Here is a 20,272-nt window from a genome sequence, read left to right as displayed (position 1 = left end):
TTAGTCGCTGGCCGGCAGCGGCTTGGCTTCCTTGATGCTCAGCGGCACGGTACCGATGCTCAAGGTTCCGGTGCCGGCCTTGGTCACCAGCACCTCGGCGCCCGCCTCGTCGACGTAGCGCTTGCCCATCACCGCGCCGCCGGAGTAGTCCGGATCCAGTGCTGCACCGCCGGACGTCGCGTCATCCAGCGGCACCATCGGTGCACCACCGGCACGAAGGTCATCGAGGCTGTCGGCGGTCTTGACGACGATGACCTGGGTGTCGCAAACCTGACTCTTAAGGCGGGTACCGGACTTGATCATTGCGCCCCTTCGATATTGGCGTGCTGTGCTTCGATTTCAGAGACCAGCTCGCGCCGCAACACCTTGCCGGTCGGGGTGGTCGGCAACTCCGACCGGAAGACGATCCGGTCCGGGGTACGCGATCCTCGCAGCTGTTGTCGAACATACTCGCGCAGTGCGTCGGGATCCGGCGACGCACCCGGTGCCGGCACCACGCACGCGACGATGATCTGTCCCCACTCCGGGTCGGGTGCGCCGACGACCGCGACGTCGCGGACCTCGGGATGTTCGACCAGTACGTCCTCGATCTCGGCGGGGGCGATGTTCTCCCCACCCCGGATGATGGTGTCGTCGGAGCGCCCCACGATGAACAGGTAGCCGTCCTCGTCGAGCACCGCGAGGTCGCGGGTGGGAAACCAGCCCTCGCCGTCGAGCACCGATCCGATGCCGGTGTATTTGCCCGAAACCTGTTCGCCGCGCACGTACAGCTCGCCGGGCTGTCCGGCTTGCAGCACCCGGCCCTGATCGTCGCGGATGACGGCTTCGATCCCGGGCACCGCGCGCCCGACCGACCCCAACCGCCTGCGGACGGCTTCCTCGCTGGACGCATAGGCGGTCCGGTGGTCTTCGGGGGTCAGCACCGCGACCGTCGAACTGGTCTCGGTCAGGCCATAGGCGTTGACGAACCCGACTTCGGGCAGCAGATCCAGAGCCCGGCGCACCAGCGGCAGCGCCACTTTAGAGCCGCCGTAGGCGAGGTTGCGCAGGGTGGCCAGCGGGGCCGGGCGGGCCTCCAGCTCGGAGACGATGCGCTCCAACATGGTTGGAACCACGGTCGCGGTGGTGACCGCCTCGGTGTTGACCAGCCGGATCCACTCCGCGGCGCTGAACCGGCGCAGATAGACCGCTTTGCGCCCGGCGTACAGGTTGCTCAGCGCCGCGCCGACGCCGGCGATGTGATACGGCGGAACGCAGATCAGCGCGGCATCGCCGGTATCGGCGGAGTCGAACTCCACCGTGCCGGTCACGTAGCTGGTCAGGTTGTTGTGCGTCAGCTCAACGGCTTTGGGCTTGGATGTGGTGCCCGAGGTGAACAGCACCACTGCCACATCGTCGGGATCGGGCCACTGCACCGCGGGCGTGGCGGTCTGAGCGCGGGCGCAGAAGGTGTCGGAATCCATGACTGCCACACCGATATCGCCGAGGATGTCGCGGTATTCCTTGTCGACCACGACCAGCGGCTGTGGCAGCCGTTCGATCAGCTCCCGCAGCGCCTGGCCACTGAGCCGGTAGTTCAGCGGCGCGAACGGCCGTCCGGACCGCGCCGCGGAGAACAACAGCAGCGGCAGCATGTCGCCGCCCATCCCGACGTAGGCCACGCTGGCAGCGCCGGTCTCCTCGATCACTCCCGCGCCGGCATCGGCGAGGGCGTTGAGCTCCGCGGTGGTGTAGCGGGTGGTCTCGGAGACGACCGCGACCCGATCCGGGTCGGCGGACACCGCCATCTCCAGCAGCAGCGAAATACTCACCGTTGCGCCCTCCGAACCGCCATGAGAACGACATTATCATTTTTCGGTAGTTTCGATATCGTACGGGCTGTGGCAACACCGCCGCTGGGTACGCTGACGTGCGACATGATCGCAACGATCGACCTCGACGCCGCTGTGCCCGACGCCGCGCCCGGCGCCGGGATCATCATCGCGACGGGCGCTCGATTCGGTACCGCGCACGCCGACCACTGGCTGCAGCACGCCACCTTCACCCTCTCGGAGACCGAGACGACGGATCGGCGGGTGATCACCGTCGCCTCGGTGCCCGAGGCGCTCGCCGAGATCACCGACCGCTGCGCGCGCTGGCGGCAGGCGGCGGCGATCTGTGACGACGTGCTGCGCGCGGTGGACCCGTCGGCACCGGCCTGGTCCGGGGTGGTCACCGAATCGCTGGCTTACTCGGTGCTGCAAGCCGGTCCGGAGTTCGCCGGCTGGCTGGCGGCCCGCGGCCCGGCCACCGTGCCGGCGGTCGCCGACCCCCTGCTGCTCGACCGCGACGGCGACACTTTGCGGCTGCGGTTCAACCGGCCGCAGCGCCACAACGCCTTCGACAACGCGACCCGGGCCGTCCTGCTCGATGGACTGGCCGTAGCCGCCGCCGACCCCTCGATCGACGAAGTGGTGCTCAGCGGTGTTGGGCCGTCGTTCTGCAGCGGTGGCGACCTCGCCGAATTCGGCGGGTTCACCGACGTGCCCAGCGCGCATCTGGCCCGCACCCGGCACAGCCCGGCGCTGGCGTTGGATGCGCTGACCGCTCGGCTGGGCGCGCGTTGTCGGGCCGAGATCCACGGCCAGGTGCTGGGCAGCGGCCTGGAGATGGCCGCCTTCTGCGGCTGGGTGCGAGCGGACCCCGCCACGACATTGGGGCTACCCGAGCTGAGTCTGGGTCTGATCCCAGGTGCGGGCGGCACCGTCAGCGTCACCCGCCGGATCGGGCGGTGGCGTACCGCCTATCTCATCCTGTCCGGCCGCACCATTGACGCGAAGACCGCGCTGCGGTGGGGCCTTGTCGACGAGGTCCCGTGACAGCCGCGGCCGGCTGGGGCGCGTCGGGGCTGGCCTGGCTGACCGGGCAGCCTGACGGACGCCCGGATTTCTCCCGGGCCGCGATACTGCCGCGCGCTACGCAGGTGCTGGGCCGCTTCACCGCCGCGACCGGTGTCCGGGCCGACGCCGCGGAGCTGCTGGCCGGCCGGGCCGGGCTGCTGGGCTGGACGCGCGCCGGGCGGGTATCGGCCGGGGGAGCCTCGCGGCTGCTGGCCGCCGCGGACGGGTGGTGGGCGCTGACGCTCTCGCGCACCGACGACCTCGACGCCGTGCCCGCCCTGATCGAATCCGAGGGCCGCGAGCCATGGGTGGCGATCGCCGGGTGGTCTTCGAAGCGGGCGGTGGCCGAGGTCGTGGCGCGGGCGCGGCTGCTGGATCTGCCCGCCGCGGCGTTGGGAGAGACCGCCCCGGCCGCGCCGGTGGTGCGCCGAGTGGGGCCGGCGGGCGCGGTCCGCGGTCTGCACGGAGCGCTTGTCGTCGACCTGACCTCGCTGTGGGCGGGGCCGCTGTGCGGGCGCCTGCTCGCCCAGGCCGGGGCGACGGTGATCAAGGTGGAAAGCCCGACGCGTCCGGACGGCACCCGCGGCGGGCCCAGCGCCTTCTTCGACTGGATGAACTGCGGAAAGCTCTCCTGCGCCCTGGATTTCGATCGTGGCGCCAAGCTGCTCGCCCAGCTGCTGGCTGCCGCCGATGTGGTGTTGGAGGGCTCGCGTCCGGCCGCACTGGCCCGCCGCGGCCTGGGCCCGCTCGACGTGGCCGGCCGGCCCGGGCGGGTATGGCTGCAGATCACCGCGCATGGTGCCGACAGCGGCTACACCGGGTTCGGCGACGACGCCGCGGTCGCCGGCGGCCTGGTGGGTGATGGCCCGGTGTTCTGCGCCGACGCCATCGCCGACCCGTTGACCGGCATCGAAGCCGCTGCGGCGGTTTCCGATTCGTTGGCCCGCGGCGGGGGCGAGGTGATCACGCTGGCGCTGGCCGCCGTCGCCGCCGGCTATGCCGCGCTGCCGGAGTGTGTCCCCGCCGGTGAGGTACCGGTGCTGGCGCCGCCACGTCCTCGTATTGAGGGCGCCGGTCCGGCGCTGGGGGCCGACAACGCCCGAATCAACGACCTGGTGGCGGCGCGGTGCTGATCCAGCGCGCGGTGTTGCTGGACGGCGCACGGGTCGACATCCGGCTCGGCGACACCATCGAGGAAATCGCACCGGCATTGACCGCGCACCGGGGCGAAGACGTCCTCGACGCGGGCGGCGCCACCGTGATTCCCGGGCTGCACGATCACCACGTGCACCTGCGATCGGCGGCCGCGGCGCTGGATTCGGTATGCCTGGGACCGCCGCGGGTGCGCACCCTCGACGAACTGGCCGCCGCACTGCGGGCCGCCACCCCCGATGCTGACGGTTGGGTGCGTGGCTACGGCTACCACGAATCGGTTGCCGGAGAGCTCAACGCCGCACTGCTAGATCGGTTCTCGCCGAAACAGCCGGTGCGGGTGGCGCACCGCAGCGGCGCGCTGTGGGTGCTCAACTCCGCCGGTCTGGCCCGCACCGGGATGACCGAGCACCCCGACGGGCGGCTGCTGCGCGCCGACGGCGATCCCGCGCCCCGCCTCCCGCACCGCGAACCCTCGCTGGCCCGGCTGAGCCGGCAGCTGGCAGCCCGCGGCGTCACCGGAATCACCGACGCCACCCCAGGCCACGGCGACGCCGACATCGCCGCGTTCGCCGCCGCCCACAATGCCGGCCAGCTCCTGCAGCGGCTGCACTGCCTGGCACCCGCCGGGGCCAGTGCCGTGCCCGGTACCACGCTCGGGCCGGCCAAGATCATCCTCGACGACGACCGCCTCGATCTGGATGCGTTGATAAAAGCGTTGTCCGACAACCACGCCCGCGACCACGGTGTGGCACTGCACTGCGTCACCGACGCCCAGTTCACCGTCGCGATCGCCGCCTGGCAGGCCGCCGGGCCGCACCCCGACGACCGCATCGAACACGCCGCGGTCGTGCCCGATGACCGGCTGGCCGATCTCGCCGCACTGGGGATCGTCGTCGTCACCCAGCCGAACTTCGTTGCCGAGCGCGGCGACGACTACCTCGCCACCATCGAACCCGAGCGTCACCACGAGCTGTGGCGGGTTGCCTCATTGCAGCGCAACGCAATTCCGGTGGCACTGTCCACCGACACGCCCTTCGGAGACGGTGACCCCTGGGCGGCCATGCGTGCCGCGGTGCACCGGACCACGCCCAGCGGCGCCGTGCTGGGGCCGGGGGAGCGGATCTCGCCCCGTGCCGCGCTGCGCGGGTTCACCGGCCGGGCCGATCGGCCCGCGGCACCGCGCCGAATCGCCGTCGGCGATCCCGGTGACGTGTGCCTGCTGGCCGGTGATCCGGTCGCCCTCGACGCCGAGCTGGTGGCGTCCACGGTCGTCGCCGGTGCGGTGGTCCACGGTGGTCGGTAGCCTGGCTAGATAGTTTGCAGAATATTTTCGGAGAGGCATCGATGACGCGCACGGATAGCGACAGCTGGGACTTGGCCACCAGTGTGGGGGCGACCGCGACCATGGTGGCGGCGCAGCGCGCGCTGGCCACCTCGGGACCGGACAAACTGATCAACGACCCGTGGGCGGCACCGCTGGTGCGGGCGGTGGGCATCGACTTCTTCACCCGGATGGTCGACGGCGACATCCCCGTCGTCGAGGGCGGCGAGTTCGACCCGATCCGGATGGGCCACGGCATGGGCGTGCGGACCCGCTTCTTCGACGAGCACTTCCTGTCGGCGACGCGCAGCGGCATCCGCCAGGCGGTGATCCTCGCTTCTGGCCTGGATTCGCGTGCCTACCGACTGGAGTGGCCGGCGGGCACCGTGGTCTACGAGGTCGACCTGCCGGAGGTGATCGAGTTCAAGACCACCACGTTGCGTGACCTGGGCGCCGAGCCCACCGCCGAGCGCCGCACCGTGGCCATCGACCTGCGTGACGACTGGCCGACGGCCCTTAAGGCGGCCGGATTCGACCCGCAGGCGCCCACCGTGTGGAGCGCCGAGGGCCTGCTGATCTACCTGCAGCCCGACGCCCAGGACGCCCTGTTCGACACCATCAAGTCGCTGAGCGCACCGGGCAGCCGGGTGGCCTGCGAGTTCATCAGCGACACGTCGGTGTTCGCCAGCCCGGCGTGGCGCGAACACCGGGAGAAGATGTCGGTGCTGGGGTTCGACGTGGAGATCGGCGACCTGATCTACCACGGCGAACGCAACCACATCATCGAGTACCTGACCGGTGCCGGCTGGACGGTGACGGGCCGCCAGGTCCGCGAGCTCTACGACGAGTGCGGCCTGGAGTACGGCGACGACGAACTGGCGGTCGCGTTCGACGACATGACCTACTTGAGCGCCGTTCTTCCTGGTCCCGCGGTATGAAACGGATCACAGCGGGCGGGTCCGCCGAGGTGGCGGATGGACGTTGGTGTGGTGCCCCCAGCAGGGCTCGAACCTGCGACCTGCGGATTAAAAGTCCGTAGCTCTACCAACTGAGCTATAGGGGCCGTGCTGGAACAGAATACTGCCCGCCCGATCGTGCTCCGCTCGGGACCGGTTTGAGGATTCGGGCCACTGTGCCCTAAGCTAGCCAAGCTCCCAACGTGAAACGTTGTGAGTGCCTCGGAGAGATTCGGTTCTGGCCCCCATCGTCTAGTGGCCTAGGACGCCGCCCTTTCACGGCGGTAGCACGGGTTCGAATCCCGTTGGGGGTACTCGCAAGCGGCGGAAACGCCGGGAGTGAAGCAGTACAAGCAAGGCCCTGTGGCGCAGTTGGTTAGCGCGCCGCCCTGTCACGGCGGAGGTCGCGGGTTCAAGTCCCGTCAGGGTCGCTTTTATTACGGCGAGGCACCTGGTGCCTTCCGGCCAGGTAGCTCAGTTGGTACGAGCGTCCGCCTGAAAAGCGGAAGGTCGCCGGTTCGATCCCGGCCCTGGCCACCATTCTTTACCTGCATCGACATGGGTCTTGCGCTCGGTTGTCAGTTTTCTTTGTCCGGTTCTTGTCCGGTCTTCGGTGTGTGAATCTCGGTTGCGTGAAGTTGATCGAGGTTTGTTGCGACCTGGTCCAGCTCGTCGGCGTAGAGGTCGCTGTAGATGTTGGCGGTGACGGTCGGTGTCGAGTGGCCCATTGTTTTCTGCACGTATCTGAGGTCCGCGCCGGATTTGCGGGCAAGGCTGGCATAGGTGTGCCTCAGCTCATGGATAGTCAGCGGCGCCAGCCCGGTTTTGTTCAGTGCGTTGTTCCAGTGCGTGTGGCGGCGCCAGTTGTTCGACCGCAGCAACGCCCCAGTGGGTGAGGTGATGGCGGGCTCGTCTGGATTCCGTCCGCTGATCCTTGCTTTGAGGATGTCGACGACGACTTGGGGGAGCGGGATGGTGCGGATGCCGGCGCGGGTCTTGGGCGGTCCGATGACGATGCGGCCTTCAACCTCGGGTGCGGCCCGCCGGACGTACAGGCGCCGGGCGGCGAGGTCGACGTCTTTGACGCGGAGGCCGACGAGTTCGGACCACCGTAGGCCGGTGTAGGCCAGGACGGTCACGACATCGCCTTGATCCCCGCACGCGGCCGCGAGGGTCTGAACCTCGGGCGCGGTGAGGTAGCGGTGCCGTTCGCGCTCGGGAATGCGGCCGGCGGATACACCGACAGCAGGATTGCGATGGATACGGCCGTCCTGGTGGGCGACGTCGAGAATCGATCGCAACAGCCGCAGAGTGGACACCTTTGCCCACGGTCCGACCGTCAAGCCGTCGATGAACCCCTGGACGTCTGCGCGGCTGATTTCGTCGACGGGTACGTGGCCGAACCGGGGTGCGATGCGCAGTTCCCAGTGCTGGGTGTATCCGCTCCAGGTCTTCGGCGACACCGCCGGCTTCTTGGACTCCGAGAACTGGGTCCAAATTCGGCTTAGCGGTGTCCGGCCGAGACGTGGGTCGAACCGGCGTGCGCCGAGCGCGGCTTCGTTGTCGCGTTCGGACTTGAACGCCTTCGCCTCGCGCAGGGTCGGGAACGTGGCTGACGTTTCGACCCAGCCTGATGGCGCGTCAGGATCGCGGACCAAGTAGCGGACTTGGTAGCGAGGCTCGCCGGCTGCATTGAGCCGTTTACGGATGCCGCGCGGGGTGTTGCCGGCCATTATCGCCGCACCTGCTTCAGCCAGGCTCGGACTTCGGCGCAGTCCCAGCGGCGCACCCGCTCCGAGAGCGTGTAGCAGGGCGGTCCGATCTGCTCACCGGTGGTTTCGCGCAATGCGGCCCAGCGGTTGAGCGTCGCAGCGGATACGCCAAGCAGCGCCGACACTTGGTCGGCGGTGAGTAACTCGGGGAACGTGCCGGCGGTGACGAGGGCATCCCGCAGGCCATGAGTAATCGTCATCTCTCACCTCGTGGCCTGGCACCGGATTGCGTGGAACCAGGCGCGGGTAGACGGCAGCCCGGCGGCAGTGTCGGATTGGCCGCAGGTGATTCCCCACAGGGTGAATGCCCAAGCGGAAAGGGAGGAGTCGGTCGTCTCACCACAGCGCTGCAGTTCGGCCTGGTCATCCAGGACCAGCGCGACGCCGAGGACTTCGCCCGTGGACCAGCGACTCCGGTACTGGTCCCAGCCGTATCGGCGGACGAGCGCGGCGCGGTGTCGAAGGTCATCAGCGCGGCGCGTCAATTGATCCTGGTCGGGTGGCTCGAAGATAGGCCAGTCGTCACTCATGGCGCTGTCCTTCCTCGGTCGTGCGCGTCCGTCCGTATTTCTTTGCGGTAGAGCTGATTTGGTCGTCAGTCCAGAAGTCGGATCGCACCTTGGTTACCTGCCCGTCCTCGTCGATGACGTAGCCGGTTCCCGGATCGTTTGGGCTGATGCGATGGGCGGGCGCGATGTCGGCGAGCCCATCACCGAGCACCATGGCGACCTCGTCGCGTGAACGGAGCCGAAGCGCGATCGTCTGGGTGAACAGGCCGCGCATCGGGAGGATCTCTTTGCGCGGGTCCTGCATGAAGGCGACCACCACGATGCCGAGCGCCCGGCCCTTGGTCAGAATTCGGGACAGTGAGCCTGCTACCTGTTTCTTGAGGTTCGCATCGGTCATGTATGCCGTCAGGCCGGCCAGCTCGTCGATCAGCAGGACCAGGAGCGGATTGTTAGCGGTCGGCTTATGAGCGCGCGCCGTGCCGGCCATCTGATTGCCGCGCCTGTCCATGACTTCTTCCAGCTTGTGGAGCAGCTGCGCGGCCGCGACCTCAGTCGTCGCGACGGTGGTGAATAGCGGTGAGCCGATCGCGACTTCGATCCCGTACTTCAGGTCGATGGCCAGCAGCCGCACTACGCCTGCCTTTACTGCCGGGCCGAATCCGCCGGCGATGCCCCAGAAGATCGAACCTTTGCCTGACCCGGAGCAGCCGACGGTTAGCGTCTGGCGTTCTGCGATCCGCAGGGTCCACAGCGCTCCGTTCTCACGTCGTCCCAGCTCCACGCCGGTCGTCGCTACCCGCCTTGTTGGGACAGCGGTTTCTGCCGTTGAAAGGTGGGGGCGCATAACGAATTCCATGCGTACTGTCGCAGGCGAGACCACCGTTGCGCGCGCCGAGTGAGCGCGTAGGGTGTCACGGATTGCCGGGACCGCTCTTTCGAGGTCGTCGACCGTCTGACCAGTCCGGGTGCGCACCGTGATGCGAAGGCAGTGGCCGGAAGTACCGACACTCAGCACACGCGGGTGGGTCCACTTCGTGGCGGTTGTCGTTTTGCCATCCGCGGCTTTGCGGGTGACCTGCTCCGAGGCCGACAACCCGCAGGCTTTGGCCACCCTGGACCAGCCGAACAGAGCCCAGAGGCGCCACCGCATCCGCCGTGCGGGAGCGGCGAGGTGCTGCTCGTACGTGTCCGGCGAACTCTGTCGCCAGGCGACGGCGGCCACGGCCGCAAGGCAGACGATGACGATGGACCAAACCGCACCGGCGATGACCAAGTGCGTGAGGTGATCGGCCAAGTCGATCAAGTCGACCCCGCGCCCGGAATACGGGTCGACGGGTACTCCTGGATCAGGCGCATAAGGAGTTCATGCTGACGCCTTCCCCGCCGACGCGGTCGCCTTCTCCATGTCGGCGGTCATGCTGGCGGCGCGGAATGACCACGCGATGCGGCCGGACTCGCTCGACCGATCGACATACGGCAGCACGGACAACTCCTCGAAAACCACCGGCGTGAACGGCATTCCGCTGTTGTTCGGCGGGCATACCGGCTGGGTTGGTGCGACGAACTTGACGGTGACCGTGCGCGTTCGCTTGTTTGCCGCCGGGTCGCCATCGAGGACTTCCACCTGCCAGAGCAGCTGGCCGGATTCACGGTCGGTCGCCTGGACCCGGTTGTCCTTCGTGGACCGGTCATAGTCGATCACGGCTGTCACGTCGGAGACCAGGAACGCTTTGTGGGGGAAAACCTGCTGGTGGGGCACTTTGAGCCACTTCGGTACGGACATGGTTGACCTTTCTGAGTTGGAACTGCTCTAGACAAGTTCAAGATACATAGTCGTCTAGAGGACTACAATGGTTATGGCCGGATCGAGGAGGGTTTCGTGGTTCAGCGGGCGGTGAAGTCGTATTCGAGCAGGTATGCGGACGCGACCTTCACCGTGTCGCAGACTTCGACGGCCACGTCGTTGGTGTCGTATGCGGTGCGGACGACCGTCAGCACCGGAACACCCGGTCCGAGTTCCAACTGCCGGCGTTCCTCGGGCGTGGGCATTCGCGCGCCGACTTCTTCGGTGAATCGGGCGAGCGTGTGGCCGTTGTCTTCCAGGCGGGCGTAGATGCCGCCGGGGCCGGTGTCTACCTGCGCGATCTGTGTGCCTTCGGCGAAGGCTGCCGGGATGTATGACACCGCGGTCTCGACTGGCCGGCCGTTGGCCAGATAGCGCCGTGACCGGACCACGACCTCTTGTTCGGTCGGTATGCGAAGCCGCTCAGCCACAACCGAATCCGGCCTCTGTCGTCCCACTACGATGTTGTCTACTTGCGGTGTGTAACCGGACTTCTCCGCTTCGGCGCTGAAGGCTGCCTTGCCTTCCGTGCGGTGTTTTCGGGCGAAGCGATCCGATGCCAGGCGCCGGATCGGGGGAGTCGGGCGAACGAAAACGCCCCGTCCGTGTTCTGAGACGACGAGCCCTTCGGCGCGAAGCTCTTGGACGGCCTGCCGAACGGTCATGCGGGCTACACCGAAGTGCTCGATCAGTGCGGCCTCCGACGGCAGTCGCTCCCCGGCGGTCAATTGGTTGGCCCGGATTGCCTGCCGCAACATGCCCGCGATCTGCCGGTACGGCGGCGCGTCCGCTGCACGGTCGATCTGTCCAAGTTCCAGCACCCGCAGACCTTCCCTTACACGTCTAGACGACTAGCCTATAGAACGAGTCCGTCGGTGTCACTCCTGGCGGCGTCGAACAAGGAGGGCCAGCGATGGCAACTATGCCCAAACATTCGGTCAGTGTGGCCGGCATCGTCGTGCGCGAGGACGGCCGCGTTCTGGTGATCCGCCGCGACGACAACGGCCACTGGGAAGCGCCCGGCGGTGTGCTCGAGCTCGACGAATCATTCGAGGACGGCGTGCGGCGCGAGGTGCGGGAAGAGACGGGGCTCGTAGTCGAGGTCGAGCGGCTCACGGGCGTCTACAAGAACCTGACCCACGGAATTGTTGCGCTGGTGTACCGTTGCCGGCCCGTTGGCGGCGCACCTCACGCGACTGAGGAAGCGCGAGAAATTCGTTGGATGACAACAGAGGAAGTGCAGTCAGTGATGGTGCCGGCGTTCGGAATGCGCGTCCTCGATGCGTTCGAGGAGTGGCCACAGTCGCGGGCGCATGATGGGGTCAATTTGTTACCGTCGCCATCCCCTGAATCTCAAAGCCCGTAGAGTTTCAAGCCGACGTGATCAACGATGAAGCGCTCGCCCTCCGAGTCCATGGCGAAGTAAACGCGGCCGACCTCGTTCGGTGACGTGTTGTCACCCAACTTGAGGTGGGGCAGGCGGCTGTAGGTATTGCCTTCGAAGTCGAACGAATCAAGTTTTCGCTTGCTCATGTACTGGTCCGTCGACGCGAGATTGAGTTCCCACTCATGCTTGAACCAATCGTCTGGGACCATACCGAGTTGACATCCGAGACGCCGATACTCGATGGCTGCCTTGGTCAATGCGATTAGGGCGCCGCGCATCACGTCGACATGTGGGTAGTCGTCACGCTTCCACGACTGATGAGCGTCACGAGTGAAGACAATGGCACCTTGTGCCTGCTTCTCAAGATATGACGCCAGAGCGGTAAGGTCGATCAGATCCAGTTCCGGTGCTTCCGCCCAGTCAGTTACACGCACCCCGCTGGACTGACGGGCACGTTCAGCCTCTTGCTTCCAGTACGCAGCTTGCGCCGCCTGTGCCTTGTATTGGTCACGTTCCTCTTCCACCTGTTTGAACCACGAGTCGTATTGACTGATCTCATCTTGCAGTTCCCCGATAACACGAACCTGCGCCTCGAGTTCCTTGGAATTGTCGCCCTGCGCCTTTGCGGCCGCCAGATCGGCGGTGATCCGTCTATTGCGTGCAGTCCTCCGAGCAGCCTCCGCCCTACGGAGTAACTGGTTTACACCGCGGACCGTTACGGAGACGGAGCTCAGCATCCGGAGCAGACGGCCGGGCGCGAACTGCGCCTGATCCGCTACGAATACCGGGTGCCGCAGTGACAGTTCCGGCCATACGAGCCGAGCGCCGCCCGGCGGGATTGATGCCTCAATCTGGTCTAGTCTGTCCGCGAGTAGCCGTTGTGATCGCGCATCGACCGCAAGGACGGGGGCCAGGCCAACAAGCTCGCCAGCGGCCTTGCGCGCCAGTTGCTCGCCAACTTCCGTACTCCCATCAACAAGAAGGATCGGTAGAAGGCGTCCGTCCGCGGACAGCGCTTCCCACACAAAGTCCGCATGTTGCGGGTTGACCCAGTTGAATCGCCCGTCGACGCGACTCGGTCCGGACCAACACTGGAGGTCGCGGTCGCGGAGAAGCAGGACGAGGAGGTATGGCCTTCGGAAATAGTCAATGCCCGCAGGAGCGAGGACACCGTCCAGAGACTCGCGCCCCAGTTCAAGCCGCACCGCAGTCCTGTCGCCTTCCGTGAAAACCGTCACCACACAGATGAAGTCCGCTCGGCCACTACGACTGATCTCAGTTCTCACGGTGACCACCAAGACAGTTACTTCGGTGGTGCCTTCAGTTGACCAGGAGACACGGCTGTCGCTCCTGCCCTCTTGCCCGCTGACGAGCGTGGCCGTCCCGTCCGTATCGAGGGCCTCCGCATCGAGCGTCTGAGTGTGCCCGTAGCTCAGCCACTCCGCGAGGTGGCGCTTGATGTGGTCGCGAGTATCCGCGGGCGTCAGGCCAGATCCATCGCTAGGGCGGACGTCGATCTCGACGACGTACAGAAGTTCCACTACTCGGCCCCTTTCCTGAATCCCGAACCGACGTTAGCGGGGAGCCCGGACGCTTCCGCGGGAATCATCCGTGCACCTCCCTGACTGGGCTCGATGCCTCCAGCTCGCGCCAACCTGGGACCAGGGCGGTCATCATCGCGGTAAAGGCTTTGCCGTGGGAGCGGTAGCGCAGGTGAAGCAGTTCATGAACGACGACGTAGTCCTGAAACGCCGCTGGCATGTCGACGAGGTCCTGGGCCAGGGTGATCGCACCGTCTGGCGCGCATGAACCCCACTTCGTTGTCAGCTCGGCTACCACAATCCGCGACGGATTCACCCGGATCTTGGTAGCCCACGCCATGGCTTTGCGGGTGAGCGCTTGGTCCGCTGTCAGGGTCATCTTCGGGCGTGCCATCAGATTTTCTCCAGCACGTCCATGACGGTGTCAATGATCTCGGCACACGACTTGGCGGGAACCCGACTGTCCAGCAGGGGTTTGTAGAGCCCACTGCGCAGGCGGCGTCGCTCGTCAGTGTTTTGCCGCCAGTGCGGGTACTGCTCTGCCGAAACCTCGATGCTCGCCGCAACGATCCCGACGTCGATCTGCAGATCGCTTAGGGACTGCTGGGTACTCAGAGCGGAGTAGATGGCGAACGCGCGATCCGACAGTCCGCTCTGCTCAGCGATCTCGCGCAGTCTGTTCTTCTCTTCTGCGATGGCTTTGAGTTCATCGAGTGCGGCGAGACCGCTGACTTTCCGCTCTTCGAGATTTTCGATGACGCGGTCGGCCTTCTCCTTGATGCTTTGGAGCGCCACCGCGGCAGCGGGGTTGTCTTCCATCTCCTTGCGTAAGCCACGTAGCAGGTTGTAGACCTTCTCCTCGGGCGGTCCGTCGTCCCTACCCAGCGCCTCCAACGTTGGCACATCGAACGTGGCAACCTTGGTGAACCGACCGAGGCCCTCCTGGGTCGCGGTCTCCTCGATCAGGCGCTTCGTCTTGTGCTCCAGATCGGCCGTAAAGGTGGTCGCCTCGGAGTAGGCGGTGCGAACTACCGCGTACAAGACGGACAGGCGCTTGTACGTCGCGATGTGATCGCGCAGCTCCGCTGACGGCGAGAGTATCTCCCACAATGTCTCGATGTCGCGGTAGTCGTCGAAGAACTTCTTACGGTCATCTTCCGAGACGAACTTGCCGTAGACGATGCTCTCTAACTGCTCGTCGTCACCCTGGCCGTCGGTGACCTGCAGGTACTCGGCGGAAGCAGCCTCGATCTTCACCAGCAGGTCCGCCATCAGAACATCGAGATCTTCGAGTGCCCCTTTGACGTCGGCGGAATCGAACCGCAGTGCCTTGTGAAGCTCCTTCAGGATGCCAACGAAGTCGACGACGAGACCGACCTTCTTCTGCACGCCATCGCCGTCGACATACGGTCGGTTCACGCGCGCGAGCGCCTGGAGCAGGACGTGATCACGCATTGGCTTGTCGAGATACATGGCGTACAAGATCGGCGCGTCATAGCCGGTCAACAGCTTGTCGGTGACAATGAGGATCTTGGGCTGCTGGTCGGCTTTCTTGAACTGCCGCCGCACCTCTTTCTCGCGGTCGTCGGAAAGCTGGAGTTCATGCACGTCGGGACGGTCGACGACATCGCTCGCATTTTTGCTGTAGACCACCTCGGACCACTCGGGCGGCAGCAACTCGTCAAGTGCGCGCTTGTACTTCGCACACGTCTCGCGGTCGACCGCGACGAGAAATGCCTTGTACCCCAGCGGGTCTACGTTCTCCTTGAAGTGGTTCGCGACGAACTCAGCCACCTGCGTCACGCGGCTATCAGAGCCCAGGAAGGTGCGCAGTCCGACGGCTCGCTGCAGTACCTTGTTGAGTTCGTCGATGTCGGTGACGGCCTCGTCGGAGGCAAGGGCGTAGAACTGCTCGTCTAAATCCTCTGGCGTCATGGACATCGACGACGGCGCCAGCATGTACTTGATCGGCAGGGTGGTCTCGTCGTCGATTGACTCGATGATCGAGTACTTGTGCAGGTGGCCCTTTTCGTCTTGCGATCCGAAGATCTGGAACGAACTAGAATTGTTTCCCTGCGTCCCTCTGACCGGGGTGCCGGTGAAGCCGATGATCGTGGAGTTGGGCACCGCCGCCATGAGATACGAGCCCAAGTCAGCGGCAACTGAACGGTGTGCCTCGTCGATGAAGACGAAGACGTTATCGCGGTTGGAGCTGTTCTTCCGGATTGTGTCGAACTTGTAGATCGTCGAGACGACGAGTCCACGGAAGTCGGAGTCGAAGATGTCCTGCAGGTCATCCCTGCTGTTGGCGCGTCGAACCGGTATGTCGTTGGCCTGTATCTCACCGAGCAACCTATCGACCCACTCCTTGAGCTGGCCCTCCAGCTCGATGCGGTCGACGACGAGGATGACGGTTGCGTTCTTGAAGTGGTCCTTCTGGCTGAGGATCAACTGCGCTGCCGTCAACAGGGTGAAGGTCTTTCCGGAGCCCTGTGTGTGCCAGATCAGCCCCCGGTTCTTCGCTGGGTCGGCACACCGTTCGACCACCGCATCGACTGCAGCGCGCTGGTGCTCACGAAGGACCGATTTCTTCGTCTCGCCGTCTTCAATGTAGAAGAGCACCCACTCGCGCAAAGTGCGCAGGAAGTCGCGCGGTTCGAAGAACGCCCGTACGGCGTCGCGGTAGGACTCGTCGCTTGTGTGCTTCCACTTGAAGAGCATGCGGCGGTTGATGTTCCACGTGACGCCGTACCAGTAGTCGATCAGGTGGGTCTCGTTGTGGAGCTGCGCCTGAGCCACGAGCTCTGGCGTCTCTATCTCGTAACGCCGGAGCTGGGTCACCGCTTTGGTCAGAGCGTCGCGGTCCTTCGGGTTCTTGTGCTCGACGATCGTGACCGGGATGCCGTTGACGACGAACATGACGTCAGCGCGATTCCCCTTTGTCCGGGCCGGCGGCTCGACCTTCCACTCCCACGTGACGTGCAGAGCATTCTGTTGAGGGTCGGCGAATTCGACAACCTGGACCGGCCGCTGCCGCTGCTCGTTTTCGTCGTGCCACTGACGTTCGCCTCGAAGCCAACGCAACACCTCCCGGTTGCCCTCGATCGTCGCGGGCAGCGCTTCGATGCTTTCAACGATCGCGCGGGCCTGATCCTCGGTCAGCCACGGGTTGAACTGCCGGAGTTTCTTCTCAAGAACCTCGGGGAACAACATGTTCGCCCGACCACGACGCATGCCCTCGGCTTCCTCTGGCGCGAGTTGCACCCAGCCGACGCTTGAGGCGTGCTTCACCATCGGGAACTGCACCGACTTAGCCTCGGAGATCTTGATCTGGCTCATGCCGCACTCCCATCGCTGGCCGGCAGCGCACTCAGGTCGAGGTCACGGACCGTGATTTCACCGGTCATCAGCTTGTGCAGCAACGACGTGAAGAGCTGGTCAAGAACCGCGCGCTTGCGACGATGCAGGTCGATCTTGCTGTCGAGAGCGTCGAGTACGTCGATGATTTCCTGCTGCTCCTCGACTGTCGGCGGGATCGGAAGCGGAAGCGCGTCAATGGTTCCTGTGTTGAGGTTGTATTTGCCGTCCGACGCGGGAGTCGCTCGGCCGCCAACCAAGGACGTCCCACGGGTCGAGCCGTAGAAGTACGCGACGTACTTCGGCAGCACAAGCTCCGTCAAACGGGCACGGATTAGATAGGACGCGAAGAGTGCTGGGTGTGGTTCGCCCTCGTAGACCGCGCAGGACCCCAACCGGTCGATCACGCCATTGGTCCGAATGAACAGGAGGTCGCCGTGTTGAAGCAGGTACTTGCTCGCCTGCGCCGGCGCAAGGTTGCAATACTTTAGCTCAGCGCTATTCACGCGTCCGGGCTCAATGTTCGGGATTCGTAGAACGGGGTACCCCTCGGGCTCCAAGACGCAACGCACCGAGGTTCCGTACTGTAGGAACTCACGAACCTCGCCGAACTGAGCGAGATCCCAAGTCTCGGGGATGGGGCCAATCTCGGTCTCCTTCTGGGCCTCCCCCCGTAGACCCCGCGTGAACAACTGCTCCATCGCGGCGGACTTCAGCTCCTGCGTCGTTAGCCCCACATGCTCGTTGAGCCTTCTGGACCGTTGTACGTGCCTGAGGACGTCGGCAATGGCGACCTGCTCTGCCAGCGGAGGGTGAGGAACTTCCAGAGCCTTGAGTCGGCCCGAGGACAGGTTGGGGATGGTGGTCTTGTTGCCCGCTCCTTCGAAGATTCCGAGCTGGGTGAAGGCCGACTGGAGGAAGTAGACGTAGAACCGGGGGTCGACGTCATCCACATGCGGTCGAAGTCGGTGGAGATGGTTCTGGAAAGACATCGGTGTGGGGCCGCCTTCCCAGATTGCAGCCCTGCCGATCTCGCCCCCTTCACACACCAGCAGATCTCCTGGCTCAACGAGCTTGTCGGCCAGTTCACGGTCTGGGATTGCCATCTCGTCGACCTCAAGGAGGTCAATCTCATCCCAAAAAACGTTTGAAGTGCGCAAGAACGGAACCTTGTTCTGGCCGGTGCGCGCTGCCGCCGACATCGTCTTGCCTGCACCCACGACGAAGAGATCGTCCAGCGACTTCGTCGGCCAATGAGTTCCGCTCACAGTTTCACCAACATCTTCGCCAGTGCCTCGTCGGTCTCCCGGGCAACACTATCCAGCTCGGCAAGTTCCGCCACCAGTTCTCGGACCGAGCGGTGGACCTGTGCGTTCGTCTGCTGAACCCAGCGGCTCGGACTGAGGTTGTAGTCAGCCTCAGCCGCTTGCGCATTGTCGATAACCGCCAATTCACCGTCGACGACCTCACCAGCGTTGTAGAGCTTGGCAAGCTCAACGACGTCCTCGTCGGCGAGGTGGTTCTTAGGCTTGCCCTTGGTGAACCGCTTGCTCGCGTTGAGCAACGTAATCTTGCCCTTTTTCACCTCGGGCTTGCGCTTGTTCAGCACGACAATCAAGCCCGCTGCGGGTGTGTTGTAGAAGAGGTTGTCGGGCAGCAGGATGACGCCCTCGATGAGGTCGTGGTCGACGAACCACTTGCGGATGTTGCGTTCTTTGTCTTCGTTCTTCGAGCCCGACCCGCGAGTTACGGCACCGGTGTCGAGGACGACCGCCGCACGGCCGGTGTCCTTGAGTACCGACAGCGTCTGCTGGAGCCAGGCCCAGTCACCCTTGCCTGACGTTGCGCCACCGTGCTTGATGAACCGGTCGTACGGGTCGTCCTCGAAAATGCTCGGGTCAAAAGGCTGATTCCACATCGGGTTGGCGACAACAAGATCGAACTGGTCGAGCGACCCTGACGACGTGCGAAACTTGGGATTAATCATGGTGTCGCCGCGACGAAGGTCCACGTCCATGTCGTGGATGATCGCGTTCATCTGGGCGACGGCGTAACTCTCGGCTTGGAGCTCCTGGCCAAATAGTTTGAGTGGGATTCTTGCGGTCGGATCGAGCTCACGCGCGATGAGCTGGAGTTTGATGAGTAGACCGGCGGAACCGCAGGCGTAGTCATGGCAGGTCTGTCCCGGCTTCGGTCGCAGGATGCGCGCCATGAGGAAGCCGACCTCGGTTGGAGTGAAGAATTCGCCGGCACTCTGGCCCGAGCCTTCTGCGAACTTCCGGAGGAGATACTCGTATGCGCGGCCTAGGAAGTCGGGCTGCACATCGGCGAGGCCTAGGCGATAGCGCGGGTCGGAAAAGGTCTCGACGACGCCATTGAGCTTGGCGGGGTTGATGTCTCGTTCCCCGTTCCGCGCGGCTGCGAAGTCCACGACGTCGATGACTCCGGCGAGGGTCGGGTTGAATCGGACGACGGCTCGCACCGCTTTGGTGAGGTGCTCACCGATGTCGCGCGGTCGCGTTGACCGGCCACGCTCGTCGTCAGGCCAGTCGTACTGTTCGCGTCCGCTGATGATGGCCCAACGTGCCTCAGCCGGGAGGTAGAAACGGAGCAGGTCGTGGTCGTTGTCCGCGATCTCCAGGGCGACGTCACGATCGCCGTACTCCTCGGCAAGGCGGTCGATCTCGTCGTCAAAGACATCGGAAAGGCGCTTAAGGAATAGCAGCGGCAGTAGGTAGTCCTTGAACTTCGGTGCGTCCTTCTCGCCTCGGATCGAGCAGGCCGCGTTCCACAGCATCTGCTCCATCGGCTTTGTGGTCGGACTTGCCGGCTTAGCTTGGCGGCCGCGGCGACGGGAAACAACCGCCCCACCGACAAGTGGTGCATCGCTGGCGTCGACGCCAGCCTCCGCGGCGAGCGCGTTGATCTTTGCGAGCTTGGCTCTCTGTGGTTTGCTGGCGCCGCCCTCCCACCTGTTCACCGTGGCAAAGGAAACACCTAGATGCTCGGCCAACTCCGCTTGGGTGAGATCGAGCGTGGCGCGGATGGCTTGAAGGAGTGTCGGGGTGGTTGGCGATTCCGTCATGTATGTTATGTTTGCACAGTGATATAACAAATGCAATGCGGATGGTGCACAGCGTGTGCCCCGACCTCGAGAATCAGGGGAGCAACGTCATGGCGATTTGTGGATACTGCGATCATCCCGGCTACCACGCCCAAGTCATCCCGTTGGGCGCTGAACCTTCCCGACGGTGCGGTGACTGCCCGCGCTGTCGGCAAGCAGAAACGGGGACCGGTGGGCGGACCGGCGCCGGTGGCGGAACAGCTAACCCCGCGACTGGTCGATCCGGTCCTGGGTTCGGTTGATGCACACCCTGGCTGCCCCGTCCGTGTCAGTCCCTGGTGAGGCGAGGTGCGGGATGACTGTGTCCTGGTTTGTCAAAGGCGCCTGCCACTGTTCCGGAGGGAAGGTTGCGACGGCATGACCGGGAACCCGAACGCTTGGCTCAACGAACTGAGCAACTACTTCTCCCCGTCACCGACCCAATTCGA

18 protein-coding genes and 4 tRNA genes are annotated in these 20,272 nt (G+C 64.9%); 8 read left to right on the top strand and 14 right to left on the bottom strand.

The features are described 5' to 3' along the window. Positions 1 to 303, bottom strand: coding sequence for a hypothetical protein (locus tag ACJH71_RS01305; RefSeq protein WP_406756229.1), 303 nt, complete (start codon positions 301 to 303; stop codon positions 1 to 3). Continuing rightward, on the bottom strand, positions 300 to 1,811 hold the full coding sequence (locus tag ACJH71_RS01300; protein ID WP_406756228.1) for a class I adenylate-forming enzyme family protein: 1,512 nt from the start codon (positions 1,809 to 1,811) through the stop codon (positions 300 to 302). Before ACJH71_RS01300 ends, ACJH71_RS01305 begins: the two co-directional genes overlap by 4 nt. 105 nt (positions 1,812 to 1,916) lie before the next feature. Between ACJH71_RS01300 and ACJH71_RS01295 the strand changes: the two genes are divergently transcribed. Genes ACJH71_RS01295 through ACJH71_RS01280 form a run of 4 tightly spaced genes read left to right on the top strand, consistent with a single transcriptional unit; the run spans position 1,917 to position 6,293 of the window. Further along, positions 1,917 to 2,858, top strand: a complete 942-nt coding sequence (locus ACJH71_RS01295; RefSeq protein ID WP_406756565.1) for an enoyl-CoA hydratase/isomerase family protein — start codon at positions 1,917 to 1,919, stop codon at positions 2,856 to 2,858. After that, entirely contained in the window at positions 2,855 to 4,012 is a 1,158-nt protein-coding gene (locus ACJH71_RS01290) for a CoA transferase (RefSeq protein WP_406756227.1), read from the top strand. The genes ACJH71_RS01295 and ACJH71_RS01290 overlap by 4 nt, the downstream gene beginning before the upstream one ends. Beyond that, entirely contained in the window at positions 4,006 to 5,337 is a 1,332-nt protein-coding gene (locus tag ACJH71_RS01285) for an amidohydrolase family protein (protein ID WP_406756226.1), read from the top strand. Before ACJH71_RS01290 ends, ACJH71_RS01285 begins: the two co-directional genes overlap by 7 nt. Before the next feature lie 41 nt (positions 5,338 to 5,378). Further along, on the top strand, positions 5,379 to 6,293 hold the full coding sequence (locus ACJH71_RS01280) for a class I SAM-dependent methyltransferase (protein WP_406756225.1): 915 nt from the start codon (positions 5,379 to 5,381) through the stop codon (positions 6,291 to 6,293). Positions 6,294 to 6,342: 49 nt separating this feature from the next. Here the strand turns inward: ACJH71_RS01280 and ACJH71_RS01275 are convergent. Next, a tRNA-Lys gene (locus ACJH71_RS01275) sits at positions 6,343 to 6,418 on the bottom strand. Positions 6,419 to 6,552: 134 nt separating this feature from the next. Between ACJH71_RS01275 and ACJH71_RS01270 the strand changes: the two genes are divergently transcribed. From ACJH71_RS01270 to ACJH71_RS01260, 3 genes are all read left to right on the top strand, one after another. After that, positions 6,553 to 6,625 (top strand) — tRNA-Glu (locus ACJH71_RS01270). A 43-nt stretch (positions 6,626 to 6,668) separates the two neighbouring features. Continuing rightward, a tRNA-Asp gene (locus ACJH71_RS01265) sits at positions 6,669 to 6,742 on the top strand. A 32-nt stretch (positions 6,743 to 6,774) separates the two neighbouring features. Beyond that, positions 6,775 to 6,851, top strand: a tRNA-Phe gene (locus tag ACJH71_RS01260). A 38-nt stretch (positions 6,852 to 6,889) separates the two neighbouring features. Here the strand turns inward: ACJH71_RS01260 and xerC are convergent. The 6 genes from xerC to ACJH71_RS01230 form a co-directional block, all read right to left on the bottom strand. Then, complete coding sequence (xerC, locus tag ACJH71_RS01255; protein WP_406756224.1) at positions 6,890 to 8,044, bottom strand: tyrosine recombinase XerC; 1,155 nt, start codon at positions 8,042 to 8,044, stop codon at positions 6,890 to 6,892. Then, the gene (locus tag ACJH71_RS01250) at positions 8,044 to 8,283 is read right to left on the bottom strand and encodes a helix-turn-helix transcriptional regulator (protein WP_406756223.1); all 240 of its coding nucleotides are present in this window, start codon (positions 8,281 to 8,283) and stop codon (positions 8,044 to 8,046) included. The genes xerC and ACJH71_RS01250 overlap by 1 nt, the downstream gene beginning before the upstream one ends. A 3-nt stretch (positions 8,284 to 8,286) precedes the next feature. After that, the gene (locus ACJH71_RS01245; protein WP_406756222.1) at positions 8,287 to 8,613 is read right to left on the bottom strand and encodes a hypothetical protein; all 327 of its coding nucleotides are present in this window, start codon (positions 8,611 to 8,613) and stop codon (positions 8,287 to 8,289) included. Further along, positions 8,606 to 9,895: a cell division protein FtsK gene (locus tag ACJH71_RS01240; protein ID WP_406756221.1), complete on the bottom strand. Its 1,290-nt coding sequence runs from the start codon at positions 9,893 to 9,895 to the stop codon at positions 8,606 to 8,608. The genes ACJH71_RS01245 and ACJH71_RS01240 overlap by 8 nt, the downstream gene beginning before the upstream one ends. 60 nt (positions 9,896 to 9,955) lie before the next feature. Continuing rightward, the gene (locus ACJH71_RS01235) at positions 9,956 to 10,375 is read right to left on the bottom strand and encodes a plasmid replication, integration and excision activator (protein WP_406756220.1); all 420 of its coding nucleotides are present in this window, start codon (positions 10,373 to 10,375) and stop codon (positions 9,956 to 9,958) included. A 101-nt stretch (positions 10,376 to 10,476) separates the two neighbouring features. After that, positions 10,477 to 11,256: a GntR family transcriptional regulator gene (locus tag ACJH71_RS01230; RefSeq protein ID WP_406756219.1), complete on the bottom strand. Its 780-nt coding sequence runs from the start codon at positions 11,254 to 11,256 to the stop codon at positions 10,477 to 10,479. Positions 11,257 to 11,348: 92 nt separating this feature from the next. On the opposite strand from ACJH71_RS01230, the gene ACJH71_RS01225 reads away from it, so the two are divergent. After that, complete coding sequence (locus ACJH71_RS01225) at positions 11,349 to 11,801, top strand: NUDIX hydrolase (RefSeq protein WP_406756218.1); 453 nt, start codon at positions 11,349 to 11,351, stop codon at positions 11,799 to 11,801. On the opposite strand, the gene ACJH71_RS01220 is transcribed toward ACJH71_RS01225, so the two are convergent. The 5 genes from ACJH71_RS01220 to ACJH71_RS01200 all read right to left on the bottom strand — a co-directional run bounded on the left by ACJH71_RS01220 (position 11,789) and on the right by ACJH71_RS01200 (position 19,805). Further along, the gene (locus ACJH71_RS01220; protein WP_406756217.1) at positions 11,789 to 13,363 is read right to left on the bottom strand and encodes a hypothetical protein; all 1,575 of its coding nucleotides are present in this window, start codon (positions 13,361 to 13,363) and stop codon (positions 11,789 to 11,791) included. The two genes, ACJH71_RS01225 and ACJH71_RS01220, sit on opposite strands and share 13 nt — an antisense overlap. A 64-nt stretch (positions 13,364 to 13,427) precedes the next feature. Then, on the bottom strand, positions 13,428 to 13,757 hold the full coding sequence (locus tag ACJH71_RS01215) for a M48 family metallopeptidase (RefSeq protein ID WP_406756216.1): 330 nt from the start codon (positions 13,755 to 13,757) through the stop codon (positions 13,428 to 13,430). Further along, entirely contained in the window at positions 13,757 to 16,702 is a 2,946-nt protein-coding gene (locus ACJH71_RS01210) for a type I restriction endonuclease subunit R (protein ID WP_406756215.1), read from the bottom strand. The genes ACJH71_RS01215 and ACJH71_RS01210 overlap by 1 nt, the downstream gene beginning before the upstream one ends. Beyond that, a complete protein-coding gene (locus ACJH71_RS01205; RefSeq protein WP_406756214.1) occupies positions 16,699 to 17,988 on the bottom strand; it encodes a restriction endonuclease subunit S in 1,290 nt (429 codons plus the stop codon). The genes ACJH71_RS01210 and ACJH71_RS01205 overlap by 4 nt, the downstream gene beginning before the upstream one ends. Continuing rightward, entirely contained in the window at positions 17,985 to 19,805 is a 1,821-nt protein-coding gene (locus tag ACJH71_RS01200) for an N-6 DNA methylase (RefSeq protein ID WP_406756213.1), read from the bottom strand. Before ACJH71_RS01200 ends, ACJH71_RS01205 begins: the two co-directional genes overlap by 4 nt. Between the last annotated feature and the right edge of the window lie 467 nt (positions 19,806 to 20,272).

The organism is Mycobacterium sp. SMC-15 (genome assembly GCF_045310925.1).
Classification (GTDB): domain Bacteria; phylum Actinomycetota; class Actinomycetes; order Mycobacteriales; family Mycobacteriaceae; genus Mycobacterium.
Note: the sequence above shows the minus strand (reverse complement) of the source record. Positions and strands in the feature narration are given on the sequence as shown.